Here is a 21,115-nt window from a genome sequence, read left to right as displayed (position 1 = left end):
ATGGCAACTTCTCCGCCGGCCCCGTTCCGGCATCCCGACGTGGCGGCAGCCGTGGCGGACCTGCGGGCCCGCCTCGCAGCCGGGAACCGGATGCTGCTCGGCATCACCGGTTCGCCGGGGTCCGGGAAGTCCACCTTCGCGGCCGGGCTGCAGGCGGTCTTCGGCGGCAGCACCGCCGTCGTGATCCCCATGGACGGCTTCCACCTGGGCAATGCGATCATCGACGGCACGCCGCTGCGGCAGCGCAAAGGGGCAATCGACACGTTCGACGTCGGCGGCTACCTCTCGCTGTTGCAGCGGCTGAGGCGGCGGGATGAGCCGGTGGTTTACGCACCGGATTTCCGCCGCCAGATCGACGAGCCCGTGGCGGCTTCCATCGCCGTTCCGGCCTCGGTGCAGCTGGTGATCACCGAAGGGAACTACCTCCTGGCCGGCCACACCGTGTGGAAGCAGGTCCGGGCGCAGCTGGATGAGGTCTGGTTCATGGACACTCCCCCGGACCTGCGCCTCGCCCGGCTGGTTGACCGGCATGTGGAGTTCGGCATGGACCGGCCCGCCGCGGAGGCATGGGCCGCCGGCTCCGACGAGGCCAACTCCCTTCTCATCGAATCCACCCGTCCTGCGGCAGACCGGATCATCCCCTGGTCCTAGGGTTCCCGTTCGTTCACCGCTGGCCGGACCGGAGTTTCCCTTGGTCTTTTTTCAGTGGCAAACCGTCCAAGGCCGTGCACCCTGTTAGCCTGCTCCTAGGATCACCGGACCATCATCGGGTCTCAGCCGGTGGCTGGATCCCCCGTGGCTCCTGGACGCAGAGGACAACAGCACATGGATGCGCAAGCGCCGGTCATTGCTTCAGGAACAGCGGCCGCACCACCGAAGGACCCCGCCGCCGGGCCTGCCGCGCCGGGGCGCACCTGGAGCCTCAGGCGCGAATGGTCCAGGGCGTTCCTGCTCATGCTCGCCGCACTGCTGATCGGCGCCGTGGTCACGATCGTGGGTGTGCGCGGCCTGATGGACCAGGTGCAGGACACATCCGGCCGGCTCCAGCTCGAACTCGAAAAAGTAGAAATCCTCAGGTCAGCCCTCGACGGCCACGAGCAACTGGGGCACCAGCTGCTCTCCAACGCACCCGTGGACCGCTCCGCGTTCCTCCGGCAGCAGGAGGAAATCTCCCTCCTCTTCGAGGACGTGGCCGCCGTTCTGCCGGCTGAAACGGAAGGGCGGGCAACGGTTGTCGCCGCCCGGCAGTTCTGGCAGGAAGCCTTGACGGAACATGGCCTGTGGGGCAGCACGGTGCTTTCACTCCAGGGCAGCCACGTGGAGGAGACCCCCGCATTGGCCGCCTCCAGCGCAGAAATCCGAAACCGGCTGGCGGACATCCGGCGCTACTCCCTGGTGGAAATGGACAACGGACTCGCGCACAGCGCCGAACTCGAACGGTTCCTGGTTATCGCGCGCAGCATCCTTTTCGTGGTGGCAGTGGGCGCCACGGTGTACTTCCGCCGCCGGATGGTCAAGGACCTCATGCGCCCGGTAGGAAGCCTGCACCAGGGTGTCCGCAAGCTGCAGGCCGGCAACTACAAACACCGCATCGAGGTCTTCCGCCGCGACGAACTCGGCGAGCTGGCTGACGCGTTCAACGGCATGGCCGCCGCTGTCCACAGCAGCCACGAGGCCCTCACCCACCGGGCGACGCACGACCCCCTCACCGCATCCTTTGGGACCGGAAGCACGCGCAGGAACCGGAACGAGGGACTGCTGTTCATCGACATCGATGACTTCAAGGAGGTCAACGATTCACTGGGACACGAGCGGGGTGATGCGCTGCTCATCCAGCTGGCCGCCCGGCTCAAGGGCTGCGTACGCTCCGACGACGTGGTTGCCCGGCTCGGCGGGGACGAGTTCGCGATTGTGGTGATGGACGACGACGCCGGCTCGGTCACCGCCGGGATCGCCGAACGGATCCACGGGGCATTGCGCGCACCGTTCTTCGTCGGCGACGACCGCCTGACCGTCACCGCTAGCATGGGTGCGGCGCAACGCCGTCCGGAAACCACAGACGCTGCGGAGCTGCTGCGGCAGGCGGACTTCGCGATGTATCTGGCCAAGCACGGCGGAAAGGCCCGTTTCCAGCTTTTTGACGCCGAGGGCTACGACCATATGACGTACCGCGCCGCCCTCAAACGGGACCTGGCCTCCGCCGTGCCCGCCGGTCAGCTCCGCCTCGAATACCAGCCCATTGCCGACCTGAACAGCGGAGCCATCCTCGGGTTGGAAGCGCTAGTGCGCTGGGAGCACCCAACGCTGGGGCTGCTGGCGCCGTCGGAGTTCATTCCGCTCGCCGAAGAGACAGGCGACATCGACGCCGTCGGCTGCTGGGTGCTGGACAACGCGAGCCGCCAGGCGGCCAGCTGGCGGACTTCCCTGCCGCAGTGCGAAGGGCTCTGGGTTGCCATCAACCTCTCCACCATCCAGCTACCCAACCCGCGGAACCTGGCCGCCATCAAACGCATCCTTGCCGACCCCGCGGCGCAGGCGGACAAGGTGGTGCTCGAAGTCACCGAAACAGCCCTTGCGGGAAGCATGGACGGCGGGATCGCCGCACTCAAGACCCTGAAGGAATCCGGTGTGCGTGTGGCCATCGACGACTTCGGGACGGGGTATTCCTCGCTGAGTTCCCTGGCAGTGCTTCCGGCGGACATCCTCAAGATCGACCGTTCGTTCCTGGGGCGGCAATCGTCCGAGGCGCAATCGGCGGCGATGCTCGAAGGCATCCTGGGGCTGGCCCGCATGCTCTCCCTCGAAGTGATTGCCGAAGGGGTAGAGGAGCCCGGACAGCTGGACCTCCTCCGTGCGCTGGATTGCCGGATGGGCCAAGGCTACTTCCTGGCCCGGCCGGCTTCCGCCGAGGCGATCGAATCGCTCCTGGCCTCGGGTGCCCGCCTTCAGGCCGGCCCGGCGGAGCTTGAGCAGGCCGTCGATTCATGAGGAATACTGGCCTTCCCACGGGAGTTCTTGGCTAGGACGGCATTTTCCGGAATACGCAAAGCAGCGAATTGGAGACCCCTATGGCACCCGCATCCGCACCATCGGTCCGCCTCGGCGACGGGCTGGACGTCAGTCCCCTCGGATTCGGCGGCATGGCCCTCACCCCGGTCTATGGCGACGTGGACCAGGGAGAGGCGCTGCGCACGCTGCACCACGCGGTTGATGCGGGCGTGACCTTCATCGACACCGCGGACATTTACGGCGGCGGCAGCAACGAGGAACTGATCGCACAACTGCTGAAGGAACGCCGGGCCGACGTGCAGCTGGCCACCAAGTTCGGGCTGGTGGGCACGCCGTCGGCCGGCTACACGGACATCCGCGGCGACGCCGCCTACATCCGGCAGGCAGTGGACGCCAGCCTCCGCCGCCTGGGTACCGACACCATTGACCTGTACTACATGCACCGCCGCGACCTCCGCGTTCCGATTGTGGAAACCGTGGAGGCCATGGCGGCGCTGGTGCAGCAAGGCAAGGTGCGGCACCTCGGCCTGTCGGAAGTGACCGCCGAGGAACTGCGGGAGGCCAGCAGCGTCCACCCGATCGCCGCCGTCCAGAGCGAATGGTCCATCTGGAGCCGCGATGTGGAACGCAACGTTGTTCCCGCGGCAGCCGCCTTGGGCGTGGGTTTTGTGCCCTATTCGCCGCTGGGCCGGGGATTCCTCACCGGAACAGTGGACGCTTCAACGCTCGGGAGCGGCGACTTCCGCCGCAACATCCCCCGGTTCGCTGCGGACGCAGCGGACGCCAACCAGGGAGTTGTGGCCGCCGTCCAGGCCGTCGCAGCCGAGCTCACCGTCGCCGGCGAACCGGCAACACCGGCCCAGGTGGCGCTGGCCTGGCTCTTCGCACAGGGCAAAAAGCTGGGCCTGCCCGTGGTCCCCATCCCGGGCACGCGAAAGGCGGAACGGATCGACGAGAACCTGGGCGCCCTGGCGTTGAACTTCACCACTGCGCAACTGGACATGCTCGACGCCGCCGCGGACGCCGTCGTCGGCTCCCGTTCAGCGGACCCGAAGTGGGTGTCCCAGGGCCGCGAATAGGGCTTCCGTAGACTGGCGTCCATGGATTCCCTCATTCACGACCTGCCTGACATCACCATCCGCCGGATTTCGGTCAGCGAGATGGACAACAACGTGTATCTGCTCACCAGCAAGGCGTCCGGCGCGCAGCTCCTGATCGATGCGGCCGATGATCTGGCCGCCATCCAGGGGCTGCTTTCCGACGCCGCCGCGGACACGTCCGCGACGCCGAAGCTGGCGCTGATTGCCACCACCCACCAGCACTGGGACCACGTCCGGGCACTGCCGGGCCTGGTGGAAGCCACCGGAGCGAAGACGGCGGCCGGGACGGAGGACGCCCCGGGGCTGCCGGTGCCGGTGGACGTGCTGCTGGACCACGGGGACGTGGGCAACTTCGACGGCTTCGACGTGACCGCCGTGCACCTTCGCGGCCACACTCCGGGATCGGTGGCCCTGGTGTACCAGGACCCGGAAGGTCCCGCGCACATCTTCTCCGGCGATTCACTGTTCCCGGGAGGCGTGGGCAACACCCAGCAGGATCCCGAGCGGTTCAACCAGCTGATCACGGACGTCAGCTACCGGCTGTTCGACGCCTACCCCGATGACACCGTGGTGCATCCGGGCCATGGCAGGCCCACCACCCTCGGCGCGGAGCGTCCGCACCTTGGGGAGTGGCGCGCCCGCGGCTGGTGATCCGGAGTTAACCACCGATCGAGTGCTCCAGCACCGCCGTTATGAACCTTCTAAACGGCGGTTACGGAGCACTCGATGTCGGTTAAGGGACCTTAGCGGCTGCGGCGTTCGTTCGACGCCGGAGCTGACGCGCGGCGGGGGCCGCCGCTGCGTGCCGGACGGCCTTCGCCGGAACGGCCGTTGCCGCCGCCGGAGTAGGATCCGCCCGAGGTGCCGCCGGTGTTGGAGGACCAGACAGCGGCGTTGCCGCCGGCCGAGCCGGTCTTGCTGCCGGCAGCAGCACGCTGGCCCGTTGCCGGACGTCCGCTGCGCTGGCCGCCCGTTGCGCCGCCGGTGCGGGGTGCGCCGCCACGGCCTGACGCGCTGCGCGGTGCACTGGTGCGGGTAGCAGCGCCGCGGGCATCGCCACGGCCGTCGGTTGCACGTGCGTCAGACCCGCGGCCGGCCGATGCACGGCCGCCTGCTGCGGGAACGTCGTTGTGGTGCGAGTAAGCAGTGGCACGGCCGCGGCCGCGGGCATTGCGGCGCTCGGCGCGCTCTGCATCGGCACGGTCCTGGTTCTTCTCCGCCACGCGTTCGGCGGCGTTGCGGGCTGCGGCCTGGCCTTCGTAGGCCACGGCCCGGCGCTCGGCGCGGGGAAGATCAGTGCGGGGAGCCTCGGCGCCAACGCGTCCGCGTCCGCCACGTCCGCCGCGGCCACCCGCGGTGGGTGCAGCCTGGCGGCGGGCGCGCTTACGCTCGGCGTTGGCACCGGTTGAGGTGCCGCCGCCGTGCTGTGCAGCCTTCGCCGCGAGCAGGGCGGCGCGGGTGCGCGGATCGATCTTGTCGGCCATTTCGCCCACCAGTTCGGCAACCAGCGGCGAATTGGCGGTGACACGCTCGAAGTTGACCTCGACGCCTGCGGCCTTCATGAGTTTCTTGACGTCGGACTGCTGCTCCGGAAGGGTCAGCGTGACCACGGTGCCGTCGGAACCTGCACGGGCGGTACGGCCTGAGCGGTGCAGGTATGCCTTGTGCTCCGTGGGCGGGTCAACGTGGATGACCAGTTCGACGTCGTCCACGTGGACGCCGCGGGCTGCGACGTCGGTGGCCACCAGGACGCGCACGTCGCCGGAGGAGAACTCGGCGAGGTTGCGGTCACGGGCGTTCTGCGAGAGGTTGCCGTGCAGGTCGACGGCGGGAATGCCGGCGTCCGTGAGGGTCTTGGCCAGCTTGCGGGCGTGGTGCTTGGTGCGCATGAAGAGCACGCGGCGGCCGGAACCCGAAGCGAGTTCGACGATCAGCTGCTTCTTGACGGTCTGGTCGTTGACGACGAGCACGTGGTGTTCCATGGTGGTCACCGCGGCCTGCGGATCGTCCACGGAGTGGGTCAGCGGGTTGGACAGGTAGCGCTGGACGATCTTGTCCACGCCGTTGTCCAGGGTGGCGGAGAACAGCAGCCGCTGGCCCTGGCTCGGGGTCATGTCCATGAGCTTCTTGACCACCGGCAGGAAGCCGAGGTCGGCCATGTGGTCGGCCTCGTCGAGCACGGTGACCTCAACAGCCTCGAGGGTCAGGATGCGCTGGCGGATCAGGTCCTCCAGGCGGCCCGGGCAGGCGATGACGATGTCGACGCCGGCGCGCAGGGCCTTTTCCTGGCGGGCCTGGGAGATGCCGCCGTAGATCACGGTGGTGTTCAGGCCCATGGCCTTGGCCATCGGCTCGATGGTGGCGTTGATCTGGGTGGCCAGCTCGCGGGTCGGTGCAAGGACCAGGCCCATCGGGCGGCCGGGCTTGCGGAAGTGCTTGGCTTCCCGCTCAGCGAGTCGTGCTACAAGCGGGATGGCGAAGGCGATGGTCTTGCCGGAGCCGGTGCGGCCGCGGCCCAGGACGTCGCGTCCGGCCAGGGTGTCCGGGAGGGTCTTGACCTGGATGGGGAACGGCTCGGTGATTCCCTGTGCGGTGAGGGTATCGGCAAGTTCTTTGGGCGTGCCGAGGGCAGCAAAAGTAGTCATGTGTTTCAAAGGTCTTTCAGGCGGTATCCGTGCGGATATCGGCCCCCGGTGCCGGTTGGCCCAGGGGTTCGCCGAAGAAAAGTCAGGTGATCAACCGGGCTGCTGCAAACCTTGCGGTAGCGGCGGCCGGGACCAAATAGAACGCGTTCATCGACGCAGGATGTGCCTCTCACATGAAAAAAACCCACTCCCTGCCGGACAAATCCTTCGGGGGATCCGGTTGATGAACCGAAACTGGTCAATCAAGACCGAAGTGGGCATCACTGCACATCAAGTTCCACCAGTCTAGCATTAGCGGCCCGCGGTCCCGTTTCGGCCCGGAAAACGGTGCCGGACTTCACCGCGCGACATGGCGCCACCCATCCGGTTCCCGCCCTGCTCCGAATCCCCACCGGGACGATCTACCCGAAAGGACATTCCATGGGACCCGAAGACAACGGACGCAACGTCGTCATCAACCATCTCCGCGGCACCAGGGAGCAAGCAGGCCGGCCGGTCGCCAGCCTCGGGTTCCCGCAAACCGGCCTGCCGGAGCGCGCCCCGGCCAAGCCCGCGGAAACCGCCGAGGACGCCGAAGCTTCCACGTAGCCACCCTGGGGCAGCCTGTGTGACGTCCAACAACGGACTACAGTTGATGCCCTGAGGCTCGACGTTTGTCGAGTCGCAAGCGGCACGGACAGCGGCTGATCCGCCGTCCCGGGAGACGACGAAGGGCAGGCCCGGCCATGGCAGCACAGCCCGGCACCACGCCGGGGCATGCCCTTTCCCGCTGCCGGGAACCAGTGGCGCCACGAGGCCACCCGCCGTCGACCTTCCTGCGTTCCGCCCTGCGGCGCCGGCAGCGGCACGTCGCATGACAGGCCCCGGACCGACCTAGTCTTAATCCACCCCAACTGTTACCTCCGTCACATTCGTGGCGGCTCCGTGCGGACAGCGGCGCGGCACTTTGCCTGCAGAGGCAGGCCGCCGGCGCAGTCCGCCTGAGATAAGGAAAGAAGCACAGATGTCTGAACGCACCACTACGGCTGCCAGGAACACTGCAACGGAATCCGCCAGCAGCCACAGCCAGGAACCGCACCTTGCCCGGGCGCTGGGCAACCGCCACATCCAGCTGCTGGCCATCGGCGGCGCCATTGGTACCGGGTTGTTCATGGGCTCCGGCAAGACCATCTCCCTCGCCGGCCCGTCCGTCATCTTCGTCTACATGATCATCGGCTTCATGCTGTTCTTCGTGATGCGGGCCATGGGCGAACTCCTGCTGTCCAACCTGAACTACAAGTCCTTCAGCGACTTCGCCGGGGACCTCCTGGGTCCGTGGGCGGGATTCTTCACGGGCTGGTCCTACTGGTTCTTCTGGGTTGTCACCGGCGTGGCAGACATCGTGGCGATTGCCGGCTACGTGGACAAGCTGGCCCCCGGAACCCCGCTGTGGATCCCCGCACTCATCACCCCCGTAGTGCTGATCCTCCTGAACCTCCCCACGGTCAAGGCCTTCGGCGAAGCAGAGTTCTGGTTCGCGATCATCAAGGTGGTGGCCATCCTGGCACTGATCGGCACCGGCATCGTGATGATCGCCACGAACTTCACCTCCCCCAACGGCGCCGTGGCCGGCCTCGCCAACATCTGGAACGACGGCGGGATGTTCCCGCACGGCATGTTCGGCTTCATCCTCGGCTTCCAGATCGCCATCTTCGCCTTCGCCGGCATTGAACTGGTGGGCACGGCGGCAGCCGAAACCAAGGACCCGGAGAAGAACCTCCCGCGGGCCATCAACTCCATCCCGATCCGCGTCCTGCTCTTCTACGTAGGCGCCCTGGTGGTCATCATGGCGGTCAACCCGTGGCGGACCATCGATGCCGCCAGCAGCCCGTTCATCGGCATGTTCACCCTGGCCGGCCTGGGCATCGCGGCAGTGGTCATCAACCTGGTGGTCCTCACCTCCGCAGCTTCCAGCGCCAACTCCGGCATCTACTCCACCTCGCGCATGGTCTACGGCCTGGCGCAGGACGGCAACGCTCCGAAGGCGTTCGGCAAGCTGAGCATCCGCAAGGTCCCGCAGAACGCCCTGCTGTTCTCCTGCATCTTCCTGCTGGCCGGCCTGGTGCTGCTCTACTCCGGCGACTCCGTGATCGGCGCGTTCACCGTGGTCACCTCGGTTGCCTCCGTGCTCACCATGTTCGTCTGGTCCATGATCCTGGTCAGCTACATCGTGTTCCGCCGCCGCCGGCCGCAACTGCACGCAGCGTCCGCCTTCAAGATGCCCGGCGGCGCGTTCATGCCGTACGTGGTGCTGGCGTTCTTCGTGTTCATGCTGGTTGCCCTGGCCCAGGCTGAGGACACGCGCCTCGCCCTGGTGGTGGCTCCCCTCTGGTTCCTGATCCTGGGCGCTGCCTGGCACTTCAACCGGAAGACGCCGCTCCAGCAGGCGCGGATCGAGGAGTGGAAGGCTGAGTCCGCCTCGGACCAGGCCGCGGCGCAGAAGGCTGCCGCCGGCAAGTCAGGCGCAGGCGCCCTGGGCTAGGACGCCTTGCGCGCCGCAACCCGCGGCGCGACAACCACAGCGACGACGGCGATGGCGGCCGTGAGGGCGAAGACTCCTGCGAAGGAGCCGCCCGGCACCCCGCCCGCCGTCGTCGTCGTGGTTAACGCAGTAAAGACGATCCCGGTGGCGGCCAGCGCCAGTGCCCCGCCCAGGGAATCCGCAATGGACATGGCCGAACTGTTGAATCCCTCGGTGGCAGGCGTGGACATGGCCAGCGTCATCACGCTCAGGCGCGGATACATCAGCCCCATGCCGCCGCCGGCGGAAATCCAGCCGGCAATCGCGACGGCGGCAGGCCAGCCCAGAACGGTGGTCACCAGGGCAAGGACGACGGCGGCAAGCACCATCAACGATCCGATCACCATGGCCCGGAGGTTGCTGAGTTTAGCGCCCATCCGCCCCTGGACGGCCGACGCACCGGCCCAGGCAAGGGCGCCGCCGGTGAGGGTGAGGCCCGCGAACGTGGGCGAAAAGGAGTATCGCTCCACCAGCAGGTACGGAAGATAAACCTCCGCTCCGAAAAACGCCGCCGAGACCAGCCCGCGCGCCAGGATGACGCTCGGCAGTCCGCGGCGGGCCAGCAGAGTGCCGCGCGGCACCAGCGGGCGCACCGCAACCAGGGCCATGACGACGGTGGCCGCTGCCAGGATGCCGCCGGCCACGGGAACCTGCGCGGACAGGTTCAGCGCCAGGACGGCCAGCGCCGCGAGGGCGGCCCATGCGAGCCTGGCATAGGACCAGCGTCCCGGGTCCGAACTTCCCTCCGGGGCGCCTGTTCCGGCCGGGGCGCCGCGGAGTCCGCGCAGCGCCGGAACGACCATCAGGAGCGCCGGAACCACCAGCCCCACCACCCCGAGAAACACCCAGTGCCAGCTGGCCGCCTGGGCCACGATGCCGGCCGCGAACGGTCCCACCAGGGACGGGATGACCCACGCTGCGGAAAACGCGGCGAAAATCTTCGGATGCAGCACGGGCGGATAAACGCGCGCCACCACAACGTACAGCGCCACGGTCAGGGCTCCGCCGCCCAGTCCCTGCACCAGCCGCCCCGCCACCAGGGACGCCATGCTTCCGGCCGTCCCGGCGATCAGCAGGCCCAGCACAAACAGGGCGACAGAAGCGTACAGCGGCCCCACCGGTCCGCGGCGGTCGGACCAGTTCCCGGCCGCCACCATGCCGATCACGCCGGTGGCGAGCGGTCCGGCGAAAGCCAGGGCGTACAGGTCCGCGCCGTCCAGTTCGCGGCTGACCAGCGGCATGATGGTGGTCACGGCCAGCGATTCAAAGGCAGCCAGGAACACCAAGGCGCACGCCCCGGACGTCACCAGCAGGTAGTGGCGGTGCAGAATTCCTGCCGCTTCGGGGGCGGCGGCGGGGGCGCTACGTTGCACGGTGGTGGCCTGATCAGTCGTTTCGGATGCGTGCCTGCCATTAAACACCCCAGGCCGTGATGTCCGGGGTCATCCTGAACATCACGGCCTGGGGCTGCTGTGGCCTAGCGGGCCGCCGTCACCGTGTCCCCGCCGACCGGATCCGCGTTGCTTTCGTCCTGACCCTTTTGCCCTGCCCGCCCGCCACTCGGCTTTGCGGCCAGCGGAACGAACAGGAAGGCCAGTGCTGCGATGATCCCCGGGATGGCGAAAAACAGGAAGTTCATCTCAAGCGGAAGTTTGAGGGTCAGCAGAATGCCTCCAAACGTCGGCCCGACGATGGCACCCATCCGTCCAACACCGGATGCCAGCCCGATCGCCGTCGAGCGCATGAAGGACGGGTAGTACTGGGACACGAAGGAGTAGGAGATATTCTGCGCTCCCATGGTGCAGGCCCCGCTGACCGCAACGAGCAGCAGGAGGATGGCCATGTTATCGCCGAATCCCAGCAGGGTCAGCGACACCGCGGCAATCACGAACATGGGAATGAGCACCCGCTTTACTCCCCAGGCATCCGCGAGCCTGCCCAGGACCAGGGTGCCGACGATGCCACCCACGTTCAGGGCGATCGTGAAGGTCAGGCTTGAGTTCAGGGCGTACCCTGCGTCGACCATCAGCTTGGGTAGCCAGGTGGTCAGTCCGTTGACCATCAGCAGGCACATGAAGAAGGCAACCCAGATCATCAGCGTTCCCAGCGCGCGGCGGTTCTTGAACAACGCACCTACCGGGCTGCCAGGTTCCTTCTCGTGGAGTCCGGTGAATTCCGCCGCTGCCGGAAGGGCGGCCTGGTTGTTGATCTTCGACAAGGCGGACCGCAGCTCCTCGAACTTCCCTTTCTCCAGGAGCATCGCCGGGGAGTCCAGGAAGTACTTCATCATGAACGGCAGGAAGAGCAGCGGAATCACGGCAACCCAGTAGACGCTTTGCCAGCCGAACGCCGGCAGGAGGAGCATGGCGACGAAGGCTGACAGGATGCCGCCGACCGAGAAGAAGCACATCACCACGGCCACCATGGTGTTGGCGCGCTTCCTCGGCGCGTAATCGGTCAGCATGGCGATGACACTGGGAAGGATGCCGCCGATCCCCAGGCCGGCCACGGCCCGGAGGATCGAGAACTCAACCGGTCCCGCGGCGAATCCGCTGAGTGCCGTGGCGGCGCTGAAGAGGATGACGCTGGCCGTGAGGACCTTCTTCCGGCCGAACCGGTCCGCGAGGATCCCGAACAGGATGGCGCCCACCATCATCCCGACCGGCCCGTAACTGCCGACGGCGCCGGCCTCGACTGGTCCGAGGGACCACTGTTTCATCAGGACCGGCAGCACCGATCCGTAGACCACCAGGTCGTACATGTCGAAGGTGATGATGAAGCAGGCCCAGAACAGCATGCCGGCCTGGAAGCGGTTGAAGCCCGCTTCGCCGATGACGTTGCGGATATTGATGGTTGTCATGTCAGTTGGCTTTCTGCCGTCTTGCCGTTTGTGGTGAACGGCAGCACCAGCCGGGACTGGTGTGCGGCGTCGCGGTAGATCTTGTGGGTGACCGGCCGGCCCACCGGCAGGTGGAAGGCGTCCGGCGGCAGCAGCGCATTGTGCTCGTCCGCCAGCGGTTCATCGTTGGACAACTCCACCGTCAGCTTGTGGCCCGGCCGGAAGGTGTTCGCGAACGGGTAGAGGCGCAGCACGTACTCCTCGATTTTCCCCGGTTCCACGGGCACGGCACGCGTGTGCGGGTGGTACGGGCTGCCCTCGGTGGTCCGCTCGTCCAGCTCGCGGTGCGAGGCCTTGAGGTAGCCGCTGGTGATGAGCTGGCGCTTGCCGTTGGGTGCGTAGTCCCACAGGCGCAGGATGAAGTTGGTGTCCGGCTGGTCGATCTCCGCGAAGATGTGGGCTGCACCCGCGCCGATCATCTCCGTGTCCTCTTCGAAGACCGGAGTCGACCAGCTGATGATTTCCACCTTGTCCGTCACCGTCAGGGGCGCCTGGTAGAAGCCGTCCGGGGCTGCGTATTCCGTGCCCATCGGCTCGGGCTCGGTGGACAGCTTGTGGCGGGGGCGCAGGTACAGCGGGGTGTATTCCACGTTCTTCGGAGGCCACTGATCGGCCGTGACCACCTCGCGCGAACCCTCCACGAAGACGCTCACGGCAGGCTCGTCCATGACGCCGTTTTCGATGCCCTTGATCCAGTAGTCGTACCACCGGAACATCTTGTCGTGCTCCTCGATGAAGGGCCGCGACTGCATGGGCGGGTACGGGCCGATGTCCAGTTTCTTCGGGCCCTTGAGCTCGTTGAAGAGCTCGATGGTGCCGTCCAGGGTCCAGCCGCGGCCCTGGTCGAGCTGCAGGTAGACGGGAATGTCGATGTTCGGGGCCAGCGTGATCGGGTTGCGCTCCTCGTACCAGTCCCCGTCCAGCTCGTTCATGACGATGTCGAACCAGGCCTCATGGTTCTTGGGGTAGTTCAGCACGTGGACCAGGTTGGGCCAGGCGGCCACGTCCGGATCCTCGAGGCGCTGGGCGACCAGCTTCTGCAGCTCCCCGGGCGGGTATTTTTCGATCATGCGGGACTTCACGCCGTCGGTGAACGCCCAGCCGGAGTCACCGCCGCGGCCCTCGCGGGCTGCGCGGGGCATGAACCACATCACGCCGCCGTGGTAGGTGGTCTCGTAGAAATCGTAATGGCCCCCGGAGACGAAGATCGCTTTGAGGTGCGGCGGACGCTCGGCCGCGGCCAGCACCTGCATGGAGCCGAAGTAGGAGATGCCCACCATGCCCACGTTGCCGTCGCACCACGGCTGCTCGGCCACCCACTCGATGAAGTCGTACGCATCCTGGCCGAGTGAAACCCCGCCGGCGTTGTAATTGCCGATGTGCTCGCCGCCGGAGTGGCCGGACCCGCGCAGGTCACCGATGACATGGGCGTAATCCTCCTTGACGATGCGGGCAATGTCGCCGGCCTCGATGCAGCCGTCCCACATCGGGCTGGGGCGCCGCTGCGGCGGGGTGGTGAGGGCAAGTGCCTGCAGTTCCTTGCCGTACGGGCTGAGGGCCACCAGCGCCGGGCGCGGCTTGTCCTCGGTGCCGTGGTAGACGTCCGCGGCGAGCTCGACGCCGTCGCGCATCGGGACCCGAAGGTCCTTGCGGATGGCGATCGCCGCGCCGCCGGCGTTCCACGTCGTGAAATCAGCCATGAGTGCTTATCTCCTCATCTTTGGTCAAATGGTCCAGCGTTGTGCGGTAGCCGTGGAGCGTCGTGAAGAACGGGGAGGGCTCCAGGGCGGGGTCCCCCGCATACCCAAGCTCCTCGGCGACTCGGGCGAAGGGCGAGTAGGGCGAGTCCGTGTCCTGCAGACCGGCAGCCAGGCACTCGCAGGCCGCATTGTTGACGCGGGCTTCGATGTCAAGGCTCCCTTGAAGCGCTTCCCGGGCCTGCCCGGCGTCGAGCTCCACGCCGTACGGTGTCCCGTCCGCGCGGCGGTACGGGTGCCCCAGGTAGAGGTGCCGCGGGCGGATCTCATCGCTGAGGTACCGCAGGCTTGAGCGGTAGGCGGCCGGATCGACAAATCCGGGGAATCCGTTGGCAGCACCGTGGACCTGCACGGCGTCGCCAACGAACACGTCGTTTTGTCCGTCAAGGACGTATGCGACCGACCCGCGGGTGTGGCCCGGAATCGAGTGGACGGAGACCGTGACATCACCGCCGAGGGAGATGGTCTCACCTCCCCGCACCAGGAGCGTCGGCTCCATCTCGCCCGAGATGACGGCGTTCGCGGCGGTGGTCAGCTTCGCCTCGCCGTCGGGATCCTGCAAATACTGCGCCCGTCCGGCAAGGTATTCATCCACATGGGCCCGGCGCGAGCGGAGCATTGGTGCGTCGGCCTCGTGGATGACCACCTGCGCGCGCCGCCCGGTGAGCTCCCACAGGGCGTACGCGCCGCCGATGTGGTCGATATGGCCGTGGGTGAGGAAGATCCAGCGGACGTCCTCGATCCGGCGGCCGATCGCCTCCAGCGCCGGAACCATGCCTTCGGCGGGCGAGGACGCGATTCCCGTGTCCACAATCGCGGGCTCCGGGGCGTCGATGAAGAAACTGTAGAGACCGAACCGGCCCCACGGGGAGACCATGGGATGGACGGCGACTGGCGTCGTCATTTTCGGCCCCCCGCGTTCAGGAATTCACCTGTCTCCTCGAACGCCCGATAGAACTCCGGGATCCAGGAGAAATTCTGCACGAAACCGTGGTTGGCCCCCTCATAGCGGCTGACTGTTGCATCGACGCCGGCCTCCTTGAGCCGCCGGCCGTACAGTTCGCCTTCGTCCCGCAGGGGATCGTGCTCGGCCGTGATGACCAGGGCTGCGGGCAGTCCGGCGAGGTCCGCCCGCTTGATCGGGGAGACGAGGGGATCCGCCGGGTCCGCCCCGTTCTCGAGGTAGAAGGAGTTGAACGGCCTAAGTCCCGCCGTCTCCAGCCCGTACCCTTCTGCGTTCTCCCGCAGCGAGGCGTAACGGTCGACGTCGAAATCCAGGTCCAGCGACGGGTAGAACAGGACCTGGTGCGTGATGCGGTTGAACCCGTCGTCGTGGGCGTTCGCGGCGACGGCGGCGACGAAGTTGCCGCCTGAGCTGTCGCCGGCGATAGCGAGGTTCTTCCGGTTCCAGCCCAGGCTGCTCCCCTGTTCGGCGGCCCAGCGGACCACTCCATAGCAGTCGTCGAGGCCCGCAGGGAACGCGGCCTCGGGGGCCAGCCGGTAGCCCACCGAGATGACCTTGTGGCCGGTTTCCTTGGCCAAAGCCCGCGCCACGTGGTCATGGGTATCCAGGCTGCCCAGGAAGAACGCGCCGCCGTGGAAGTAGACCAGGAGGCCGTACGCGTCCGCCTCCACCGGGGTGTAGATCCGCACCGGGACCTCGCCCGACGGCGTGACTGCGGTGGCGTCCTCGACGGAGTGGAGCGGGAGGCGGTCCTCCAGCGGCGGGACCTGGGCGGCCTCGCCGCCGCGCATGGCGCCGGGGTTCAAGGGAGAACCGTCGGGTGCCGGCAGGGTTGCCAGGATCTTGGCGATTTCGGGATGGATGGTCATGGTGCTCAGGCCTTCGCGTCGGCTGGGATGTTGTCGCTCGAGGGCTTCTGGGGCTGTGCATTCTGACTTGTGGGCTTTTGGCCCGGGAAGACGTCGTTGACCTCATCCTCGGTCCAGCCCTGGCGGGAGATGCGCTGCAGCTCGTCCGTCACCGGCTTGCGGGTCGCTTGGAACAGGGCCAGGGCCTCCTTCACCGAGCCGGCCCGGGCCAGGGCATCGGCGAGGGCGCCGGCGTCCTCGATGGCCGAGTTCGCGCCCTGTCCCTGGTGGTGCAGCATGGAGTGGGCGGCATCGCCCATGAGGACCACGGAGTCCGTGTGCCACGTGTTAACCGGGTCGATGTCGTAGACGGCGCGGATGTTGACCGCATTCATGTCCAGGCCCCGGGCAATGTTCACGATCCGCTCATCGAAGCCTTCCACGGTCTTCAGGAGTTGTTCCTTCGTGATTGCGGGTGCCCAGGTGCCGTCCGGGTTAAGGGCGGTGATATCGAAGGACATCTGGTTGCGGTGGCGCAGCGGCAGCAGGTAGACCTTCGTGCCCCTGCCCATGTACATCCGCAAGTTGTCATCGACCACCATCCCGTGGGCGTCGTCGGCAGAGATCACTACGCGGTAGGCGTGCTCGCCGGAGAACACGGGGCCTTTGTCACTGAAGAGCTGCTCACGCACCGCGGACTTGATGCCGTCGGCACCGACCACCAGGTCCGCCTCCACGGTCTCCCCGTTGGAGAAGGTCAGGACGGAGCGATCACCCTTGTCCTCGATGGCCTCCAACCGGTGGCCCAGGTGCACCATGCCCTCGGGGAGCACGCCAAGCAGCGCCTCGATGAAGTCGCGGCGGTGGATGAGGTGCGTCTGCTTCTCGTCGCCGAACTCCGGCCAGGTGTCCTTCATGATCGGATCACCGGTGGCGGTGAGGATCTCAAAATAGTCGCTGGGCGAGCTGACGTTGGCGATCGCATCGAAGATCCCCCACTGTCGGAACCGGGCCATGGTGGCGGGACGCAGGCCGATCCCGGCGCCCACCTCCCCCATCTGCGGAGCCTGCTCGTACACGTTGACGTCTGCACCGAGCAGGCTTAGCGCCTTGGCCGCCGCGGCGCCGCCATAGCCTGCGCCGACGATGGCGATCTTGAGGTTCTTGATGTCTTCAGCCTTCATAGTTTCATCTCTTTCTGGACTGCTTCGTGGCCCGGGCCATCTCCGGGGGTAAGGGGCGGGTTGTAGCGGCCTGGCCGGGCCGGGGTCAGGCGCCCAGCGACAGGAAATCGGCCGGGTTGTCCTCGAGGAGGAGTTTGAGGGTGGCATCGTCGATGCCGGACGCACGCATGTCCGGGATCATGTCCTCGAAGATGTAGTTGATGGTGTGGCCCTTCACGCCCGGCCAGCCCAGCGGGCTGCAGTTCGCGTCGGCCGAGACGAGGAGCTTGTCCGCGTAGCCCTTGTTCACGAGCTTGACGAAGTGCTCCATGCGTTCAGCGCGCTTGCGGCCCCAGAACGGCGGATCCGGCAGTTCGAGATCGTAGCCGAAGGTGTCGAAGCCGATGCGGCCGCCCTGCTCGTAGATCCAGTCGTGCGGGGTGACCGGTGCGTTCAAGCCGTCGTCGGCGTGGCCGAAGAGCACGCGGTCCAGCGGGAGGCCTTCCTCGTTGAAGATGCTCACTGCCGGTTCGGGGTCGATGGCCAGGTGGGTGAGGATCGGTGCGCCGGTGACGACGGCGGCGCGGGCGGCGGCGCGGTAGATGCGCTTGTCCAGGTCCGTCATGCGTCCGCCGCGGCTCACGCCGACTTTGATGACGCCGGCTTTGGCGCCCGTGTTGCCTATGCCGATGGTGATCTCGTGGATGAACACCTTCGTGAGGTAGTCCACGGTGGCGCGGGAGAAGTGCGGCAGTGCGGTGTCGCCGCCGACGAAGCCGGTGCAGGCCACGATGTGCACGCCCGTCTTCCGGGACAGGGACTTGTAGTAGTCCACGTCGCGGCCGTTGCAGATGCCTGTGGCGTCCACGAAAGTACCCCCGCCGTATTCGCGGAACTTCCGCAGCTTCGGCACGGTTTCCTCGTAGGCCTGCTCCGGCGACTTCCACCATTTGGTGTCCAGTTCGGACCCGGGCATGCCGTAGCCGATGTGCTCGTGGACCGCCACGATTTCCAGTTCTTCGGCCGGGATGGTTCCCAGCACGGTGTTGACCTTGGTCATTCGTTCACCTCAGGGTTCTAAAGCTTGTTGTGGGTGGGCCGCTGCGTGCTTAGCGCACGGTCAGCAGGTTGCGCGGGTTGTCCTCGAGGATGCGCCGGGCGTCGTCTTCGCCCAGGCCGCGGGCCCGGAGGAACGGCACGAACGTGGTCAGGACGTGGCTGTAGGGCAGGTTGTACTCCGGCAGGCCCTTGGCCACTCCGATCGAGTTGCCCGACAGGATGATCTTGTCGGCATGGCCGGCCTCGACGAGCTCGAGCACCAGTTCGGCGCGTTCGTGGTCGCTGAGGTAGTCAGGGTGGTCGTTGAGGCCCACGTGGTCGATGCCCACGAAGGCTCCGCGGCCAGCCACCACAACGGCGGAGCCGGCGGCGTCCTTGCGGTCCAGGTCGCCCACGAGCACCCTGTCAGCCCCGATCTGTTCGTCCAGGACGATGTCCAGGTCGTGCAGGGCATCAGCGCCGAAGCGGATGGAGACCGGGATGCCGGTGTCCCTGGCGGCGCGGGCGGACCCGCGGAACAGGCTTTCTTCGGTCGGCGTCATGCCGGCGCGATCGGCGACGGTGGCCACGATGCCGGCGGCGGCGCGGCGCTCCACGCGGGGAATCACCATCCCCTCAGTGACCTCCTTGCCGAAGAGATCGCTGAACTTTTCGGCCGGCCACGGGGTGGGCGGGTTGGTCTGCGGCGTCAGGAAGTATCCGCCGAGTTCTTCCTCCGGGCCCAGGCCCGTGGAGGCAACAATGTGGACGCCGGTGGAGCGGGACAGCGCCTCGTAGAGCTTGAGGTCGCGGCCGTGGAACATGCCGGTGCTGTCGACGATCGTCTGGCCGCCATGCTCGCGGAAGTCCGTGAGCTTCGCGGCCAGGGCCTCGAAGATCTCCGCCCTGTCCATCGAGATGTCCGGGGCGTACTGGGCGCCGGGAAGGACGGACAACAGGGCCTCATGGACCGCGACGACGCCCAGTTCAGAAGCAGGTACGGGACCCAGGACCGTGTTGACGGTTTGCCCGGCTGGGGCATCTGACGTGTCAGCGGTAGCGACGGGTGCGGGGTGGCTCACGGGGCTTCTCCCTTTAAGTTCGGGTACGGAATGCAGGGGCGGCGGAGCCTGACGTTGCCGTCGCTCCGTTGCGGTGTAGCCACCATCACATATTTCTTTACAGCATGTCAAGGAAATAATCGCAACGTATGTGATTCGCACATCCGGACTATCGAGAAGACCTCGGAACGTAAATCCTCTTGACATCATGTAAAGCTTCCAGACAGACTGTGGTTAGCGCCACATCTACTTCGGAAACAAAGGAGTTTCATCGATGAGTCAGACCACCACTGCGCAGACGAGCACACCGTCTAGCCGCGGCTCGGTACGGGCCACTTTCGTTGCCGCCTACAGCGCGGTCACACTGGCCCAGATCACCAATGCTCTGCCGGGTGCCCTCAGCGGCACCTTTGCCGGGGAGTTCCACACCTCAGGCGCAGGCCTGACCTGGATTGCGGGCATGTTCCTGATGGGCATCGTGGTCTTCGAGCTCAGCTGGGGGCTCCTGGGTGACATGTTCGGACGCAAGAAGCTGCTCTACGTCGGTGCCGTGGTCAGCGTTGCCGGCTCGGTCCTGGCCGCACTGGCGCAGACCACCGAAATGATGATCTTCGCGCAGGCGGTCGGCGGCATCGGGGCCGGCATCCTGTTCCCCATCTCGCTGTCCATGATCGCGGCAATCACGCCGGACCACCGTGCCCGGGCGAAAGTCATCGCCACGTGGGCCGGGTTCCTCTCCCTCGGCGCCGTGATCTCGCCGGTGCTCGCCGGGTTCACGGCGCAGTTCTTCACCGTGCCGGGCGCTGCGCCGGGTGCGCCGAACGAGTTCAGCGGCTGGCGGGCGGCCTACTTGATTGCCGCCGCCATCGCCGTGATCGTGCTCCTCGTCGCGCTCCGGGCAAAGGATTCCGCGGCCGCCGAGGGGCGCAAGCTGGACCTGCCCGGCCAGTTCACGCTCGCCCTCGGCCTCATCGCCGTCCTCTACGCCACGGTGACCGCCGTGGATGCTGGCTTCGGCAGTGCCCAGGTGATCGCAAGCTACGTCGCCGGTGTCATTCTCCTGGCGGCCTTCGTCGTCATCGAACCACGCACCACGCAGCCGCTAATCCACCTGTCACTGTTCAAGAACAGCGCCTACTCGATCACCGGGATTGTGGCCGTCACGGGCATGTTCGCCTTCCTCGCCATCTGCTTCAGCACCAGCGTGGCCGTCAGCGGGCTCGCCCTGGCCGAGACCTGGAAGATCGGTGTGCTCTTCGTCTTCATCCAGGGTCCCGCCTTCGCCTTCATCCCGGTTGTGGGATGGCTCATCCACCACGTGGCCCCGCGCTGGGTGCTCACCGCCGGTTTCGCCCTCATGGCTGTCTCCGGTTTCTGGCTCTCGACCTTCGCCCTCGGTACGCCGGAGGCCTACGGCGGCACCCCCTGGACGGCCTTCGTCCCGCCGCTTCTGGTGCTGGGCATCGGATTCGCCCTTACCGTCAGTTCCGTGACCGCTGTCGCCATCAACACCGTCCCGCCCCAGCAGATCGGCATGGCGTCGGCCACGACGAACCTTTTGCGTGACCTCGGATTCGCCCTGGGCCCGGTTATCGGCTCGGCCATCGCCTTCGGCATCGGAGCCACGGCCTTCGCAGGTCCCCTGGCCGGCATCCTCGGCGGGGCGGGACTGCCCGCAGAGGCTGTCAGCGGGCTGGCGAACGTGCCGCCACTGGGCTTCCTCTCCGGCTGGGACGGCGTGATCGCCCAGTTCTCCGGCCAGGCAGCGGCCGGCGGCGCACCCGCTCCCGCCGTCGAAGGCATGGTCCAGGCACTCAATACCGCACAGCCGCAAATCCAGGGCGCGGCGGGGACCTCCCTCGGCCAGGGCTTCCAGGCGGTCTACCTCGCGGCCGGCATCGCGGCCATTCTCTCCGCCATCCTTACCCTCTTCATCTCCGCACGGTCCTCGGCGCCGTCAGCCGACGCCATCGCGGGGCCCGCGGAGACCACAGAAGCAAACGCCGAAGCCGCCGTCCAGGCCTGACGCCCTTCGGCCCCTTAGCCAACACAACCGACCATCTGCAAGGAG

General features: G+C 66.9%; 16 protein-coding genes. 7 read left to right on the top strand and 9 right to left on the bottom strand.

The annotated features are described in order from the left end of the window. The 4 genes from RW112_RS14025 (at nucleotide 1) to RW112_RS14010 (ending at nucleotide 4,760) form a co-directional block, all read left to right on the top strand. Complete coding sequence (locus RW112_RS14025) at nucleotides 1-651, top strand: nucleoside/nucleotide kinase family protein (RefSeq protein WP_317782367.1); 651 nt, start codon at nucleotides 1-3, stop codon at nucleotides 649-651. A gap of 174 nt (nucleotides 652-825) precedes the next feature. Further along, nucleotides 826-2,988: a putative bifunctional diguanylate cyclase/phosphodiesterase gene (locus RW112_RS14020; protein WP_317782366.1), complete on the top strand. Its 2,163-nt coding sequence runs from the start codon at nucleotides 826-828 to the stop codon at nucleotides 2,986-2,988. Between the two features lie 80 nt (nucleotides 2,989-3,068). Further along, a complete protein-coding gene (locus RW112_RS14015; RefSeq protein WP_317782365.1) occupies nucleotides 3,069-4,088 on the top strand; it encodes an aldo/keto reductase in 1,020 nt (339 codons plus the stop codon). Nucleotides 4,089-4,109: 21 nt separating this feature from the next. After that, nucleotides 4,110-4,760: an MBL fold metallo-hydrolase gene (locus RW112_RS14010; protein WP_317782364.1), complete on the top strand. Its 651-nt coding sequence runs from the start codon at nucleotides 4,110-4,112 to the stop codon at nucleotides 4,758-4,760. Between the two features lie 92 nt (nucleotides 4,761-4,852). On the opposite strand, the gene RW112_RS14005 is transcribed toward RW112_RS14010, so the two are convergent. Beyond that, nucleotides 4,853-6,754, bottom strand: a complete 1,902-nt coding sequence (locus RW112_RS14005; RefSeq protein ID WP_317782363.1) for a DEAD/DEAH box helicase — start codon at nucleotides 6,752-6,754, stop codon at nucleotides 4,853-4,855. Between the two features lie 420 nt (nucleotides 6,755-7,174). Between RW112_RS14005 and RW112_RS14000 the strand changes: the two genes are divergently transcribed. Then, complete coding sequence (locus RW112_RS14000; RefSeq protein ID WP_317782362.1) at nucleotides 7,175-7,342, top strand: hypothetical protein; 168 nt, start codon at nucleotides 7,175-7,177, stop codon at nucleotides 7,340-7,342. A gap of 415 nt (nucleotides 7,343-7,757) precedes the next feature. Next, nucleotides 7,758-9,275 carry a D-serine/D-alanine/glycine transporter gene (cycA, locus tag RW112_RS13995; RefSeq protein WP_317782361.1) on the top strand — a complete coding sequence of 506 codons (1,518 nt, stop codon included), beginning with the start codon at nucleotides 7,758-7,760 and terminating at the stop codon, nucleotides 9,273-9,275. On the opposite strand, the gene RW112_RS13990 is transcribed toward cycA, so the two are convergent. The 8 genes from RW112_RS13990 to RW112_RS13955 all read right to left on the bottom strand — a co-directional run bounded on the left by RW112_RS13990 (nucleotide 9,272) and on the right by RW112_RS13955 (nucleotide 19,065). After that, the gene (locus RW112_RS13990; RefSeq protein WP_317782360.1) at nucleotides 9,272-10,687 is read right to left on the bottom strand and encodes an MFS transporter; all 1,416 of its coding nucleotides are present in this window, start codon (nucleotides 10,685-10,687) and stop codon (nucleotides 9,272-9,274) included. The genes cycA and RW112_RS13990 overlap by 4 nt on opposite strands. 104 nt (nucleotides 10,688-10,791) lie before the next feature. Then, a complete protein-coding gene (locus tag RW112_RS13985; protein WP_317782359.1) occupies nucleotides 10,792-12,174 on the bottom strand; it encodes an aromatic acid/H+ symport family MFS transporter in 1,383 nt (460 codons plus the stop codon). After that, nucleotides 12,171-13,913, bottom strand: a complete 1,743-nt coding sequence (locus RW112_RS13980) for a CocE/NonD family hydrolase (RefSeq protein WP_317782358.1) — start codon at nucleotides 13,911-13,913, stop codon at nucleotides 12,171-12,173. Before RW112_RS13980 ends, RW112_RS13985 begins: the two co-directional genes overlap by 4 nt. Then, on the bottom strand, nucleotides 13,906-14,874 hold the full coding sequence (locus RW112_RS13975; RefSeq protein WP_317782357.1) for an MBL fold metallo-hydrolase: 969 nt from the start codon (nucleotides 14,872-14,874) through the stop codon (nucleotides 13,906-13,908). Before RW112_RS13975 ends, RW112_RS13980 begins: the two co-directional genes overlap by 8 nt. Further along, the gene (locus RW112_RS13970; RefSeq protein ID WP_317782356.1) at nucleotides 14,871-15,803 is read right to left on the bottom strand and encodes an alpha/beta hydrolase; all 933 of its coding nucleotides are present in this window, start codon (nucleotides 15,801-15,803) and stop codon (nucleotides 14,871-14,873) included. The genes RW112_RS13975 and RW112_RS13970 overlap by 4 nt, the downstream gene beginning before the upstream one ends. Nucleotides 15,804-15,808: 5 nt before the next feature. Further along, nucleotides 15,809-16,966 carry an NAD(P)/FAD-dependent oxidoreductase gene (locus tag RW112_RS13965; RefSeq protein WP_317782355.1) on the bottom strand — a complete coding sequence of 386 codons (1,158 nt, stop codon included), beginning with the start codon at nucleotides 16,964-16,966 and terminating at the stop codon, nucleotides 15,809-15,811. Between the two features lie 85 nt (nucleotides 16,967-17,051). After that, nucleotides 17,052-18,005 (bottom strand): phosphotriesterase, encoded by a 954-nt coding sequence (locus RW112_RS13960; protein WP_317782354.1) that lies wholly within the window; start codon nucleotides 18,003-18,005, stop codon nucleotides 17,052-17,054. A gap of 49 nt (nucleotides 18,006-18,054) precedes the next feature. Beyond that, on the bottom strand, nucleotides 18,055-19,065 hold the full coding sequence (locus tag RW112_RS13955; RefSeq protein ID WP_317782353.1) for a phosphotriesterase: 1,011 nt from the start codon (nucleotides 19,063-19,065) through the stop codon (nucleotides 18,055-18,057). 253 nt (nucleotides 19,066-19,318) lie between these two features. Between RW112_RS13955 and RW112_RS13950 the strand changes: the two genes are divergently transcribed. After that, nucleotides 19,319-21,070 carry an MFS transporter gene (locus RW112_RS13950; RefSeq protein ID WP_317782352.1) on the top strand — a complete coding sequence of 584 codons (1,752 nt, stop codon included), beginning with the start codon at nucleotides 19,319-19,321 and terminating at the stop codon, nucleotides 21,068-21,070. Nucleotides 21,071-21,115: the final 45 nt, after the last annotated feature.

The organism is Arthrobacter sp. B10-11 (genome assembly GCF_033142195.1).
Lineage (GTDB): Bacteria > Actinomycetota > Actinomycetes > Actinomycetales > Micrococcaceae > Arthrobacter > Arthrobacter oryzae_C.
Note: the sequence above shows the minus strand (reverse complement) of the source record. Positions and strands in the feature narration are given on the sequence as shown.